The 2,696-nt window shown below is 72.9% G+C and carries 3 protein-coding genes and 1 pseudogene; 2 read left to right on the top strand and 2 right to left on the bottom strand.

Annotated elements, in window-relative coordinates; genetic code table 11:
- Positions 1 to 251 (bottom strand): annotated as a pseudogene (locus ACQKIP_RS44670) (methylmalonyl-CoA mutase); the annotation flags it as partial.
- A 230-nt stretch (positions 252 to 481) separates the two neighbouring features.
- Here ACQKIP_RS44670 and ACQKIP_RS44675 point away from each other — a divergent pair.
- Together ACQKIP_RS44675 and lysA are read left to right on the top strand one after the other, a co-directional pair.
- On the top strand, positions 482 to 886 hold the full coding sequence (locus ACQKIP_RS44675; RefSeq protein WP_365862314.1) for an SAV_915 family protein: 405 nt from the start codon (positions 482 to 484) through the stop codon (positions 884 to 886).
- 70 nt (positions 887 to 956) lie between these two features.
- On the top strand, positions 957 to 2,297 hold the full coding sequence (lysA, locus tag ACQKIP_RS44680) for a diaminopimelate decarboxylase (protein ID WP_365862316.1): 1,341 nt from the start codon (positions 957 to 959) through the stop codon (positions 2,295 to 2,297).
- Between the two features lie 32 nt (positions 2,298 to 2,329).
- On the opposite strand, the gene ACQKIP_RS44685 is transcribed toward lysA, so the two are convergent.
- Positions 2,330 to 2,696 (bottom strand): response regulator transcription factor (locus ACQKIP_RS44685; protein WP_427745618.1); only part of this gene is annotated, 367 nt, incomplete at its 5' end.

Consider the following 2,696-nt stretch of genomic DNA (forward strand, 5'->3'; position numbering starts at 1 on the left):
GCGGTACCGCCCCTGACAAAGGGGGCAAAACCCGGATAACCGGCGTCAGGCGCGGCGTCACGGGCGGTGTACAGGGGGCGGGTGCTGAGCCCGTCCTCGAGTGCGGTGGACAGCGCTTGCTCGGCGGCCGGCCCCGATACGTCCTTACCCGATTTCTGCAGCACGCCTTCCACCAGGCGCTGCCACTGCTCATGGGTCGCATCAGGGAACTCGGCGGCCAGGGAAAGCCCGTCGTCAGGCAGGACCGTCATGCGCATGATGCTAGGGCGCAACCCCTGGCACTGGGTGCCGTACAGGGCTGTGACCTTGGCCTCTTCCGAACGCTATTGATCTCAAACGAGCAGGCGGCTACGTCGGACCCGTCAAGCGCACGTCAACGCGGGGACCACCGCCATCAACGTCCCGTCATGGAGGGCGGGTGGCACTCGGGGCCGGGCATAGCTTCGGTACAGACCGAGCAGAACGCCCAAGGAGGAACCCCATGGCAGAGCCCCAGTGCGACGAGGACCCCGAGCCCTGTGAACCCGGCCCGGCCGGACCGCTCTTCGTCCCCGTCCGGCCGGGACCCGCGGGCTGCGTCGCCCGCCTGTTCCGCACCCCCGTCGGCGCGCGTACCGCCGTCGCCTTCACCACCCCCCAGCGCCTGAGCGCGGCCCTCGGCGCCCGCCAGGCCTGGATCAGGCTCTCGGAGCCCGCGCTGCGGGCGCTCACCGAACCGCTCGGCGTCCGCGAGGTCACCGTCGACCCCCGGCTCGCGGCCCACCCCGTCGCCGCACCCGCACGGCGCGTCCCCGCGTGGCGCGAGTGGGACCGCAACGCGGTCGGCGCGCTGCGCGTGACCGGCGCCGCCGCGGTCGTCGGCGCCCTGACCGCCTGGATCGGCTGACGGCGCGCAAGCGAAGCCGCAGCGCAAGAGCGCGCGGACGCACGAGGACGAGGCGAAGAGAGAACCTGCCATGACCACCCTGCACGAACCCCTGACCCCGGCCGCCACCGCCGACGACGACCTGTCCGTCTGGCCCGCGACCACCGCACGCCTGGCGCACGGCGACCTCGCCGTCGGCGGCGTACCGCTCACCGAGATCGCCGAGCGCTTCGGCACCCCGGCCTATCTCATCGACGAAGACGACGTACGCACCCGCTGCCGCACCTACCTGCACGCCTTCCCCGGCGCCGAGGTGCACTACGCGGCCAAGGCCTTCCTGTGCCGCGCGATGGCCCACTGGGTGGCGGAGGAAGGGCTCGGGCTCGACGTCTGCTCGGCCGGCGAGCTGGAACTCGCGGTGACCACGGGCTTCCCCGCCGAGCGCATCGTGCTGCACGGCAACGCCAAGAGCCCGCACGATCTGAACGCCGCGCTGCGGCTCGGCGTCGGGCGCATCGTCATCGACAGCGCCTCCGAGATCGCACGGCTCGCCGCGGCCGTGCCGCCGGGCAGCCGCCAGAAGGTGATGGTCCGGGTGGTGCCGGGCATCGCCGCGGGCGGCCACGCCAAGATCCGCACCGGGACCGACGACCAGAAGTTCGGCCTGTCGATCGCCGACGGCTCCGCGCAGCACGCCGTCGCCCGCATCATCGGCCAGCCAGGACTCGAACTGACCGGCCTGCACTGCCACCTGGGCTCGCAGATCACCGCCGACAAGCCGTTCATCGCCGCCGTGCGCCGCCTGGTCGGCCTGATGGCCCGCATCAAGGACCAGCACGGCGTGACCCTGCCCGAACTGGACCTCGGCGGCGGCCACGGCATCGCCTACCGCCCCGGCGAGGCGGCCCTCGACATCACCGCACTCGCCCGCAAGGTGCGCGCCGAGCTGGCGGAGAGCTGCGCGGCTGCCGGGCTCACCGTGCCGAGGCTGCTCATCGAACCGGGCCGCGCCATCGCGGGCCCCGCAGGAGTGGCCCTCTACCACGTGCTCGCCGTCAAGCGGACCGGCGGACGCACCTTCGTCGCCGTGGACGGCGGGATGAGCGACAACCCGAGGCCCGCGCTCTACGGCGTGCGGTACGCGCCGCGCCTGATCGGCAGGCACTCCACGACCCCGCCCGCGCCGGTGACCGTCGTGGGGCGGCACTGCGAGGCCGGCGACGTGCTCGCCTCCGACGTCCGCCTGCCGGGCGACGTACGGCCCGGAGACGTCCTGGGGGTGCCGGTGGCCGGCGCGTACCACCTGTCCATGGCGTCCGGCTACAACCTCGTCGGGCGCCCTCCCGTGGTGGCCGTGGCCGGCGGGCACGCGCGGCTCCTGGTGCGGCGCGAGTGCCTGGAGGACTTCCGCAGCAGGGACGTCGGCCTGTAGCCCCGGGACCCGACCTGTACCACCCGGGCGCCTCAGGAGCCGAGATAGCGCAGGACGGCGAGCACCCGGCGGCTGTAGCCGGTCGTCCCGGCCAGCTCCAGCTTGTCGAAGATCGCCGCGATGTACTTCTCGACGGCACTCTGCGAGACGTGCAACTGCCCGGCGATCGCCGCGTTGGTGTGTCCCTGCGCCATCTTGCCGAGCACCTCGCGCTCCCGGGGCGTCAGGCGCTGGAGCGGGTCGGTGTGGCTGCTGAGGGTCAGCAACTGCCGTACGACCTCCGGGTCGAAGGCGGTCTGGCCCGAAGCGACCCGCTCCAGCGCGTCCAGGAACTCGTCGACCTGGACGACCCGGTCCTTGAGCAGATAGCCCACGCCCTCGGTGGCGGTGGTCAACAGC

The organism is Streptomyces sp. NPDC059900, from assembly GCF_050270335.1.
In the GTDB taxonomy this organism is placed as follows: Bacteria; Actinomycetota; Actinomycetes; order Streptomycetales; family Streptomycetaceae; genus Streptomyces.

Coding starts and splice junctions, on each gene's coding strand:
- lysA (WP_365862316.1), top strand. CDS start 957: ATGACCACCCTGCACGAACCCCTGACCCCGGCCGCCACCGCCGACGAC.
- ACQKIP_RS44675 (WP_365862314.1), top strand. CDS start 482: ATGGCAGAGCCCCAGTGCGACGAGGACCCCGAGCCCTGTGAACCCGGC.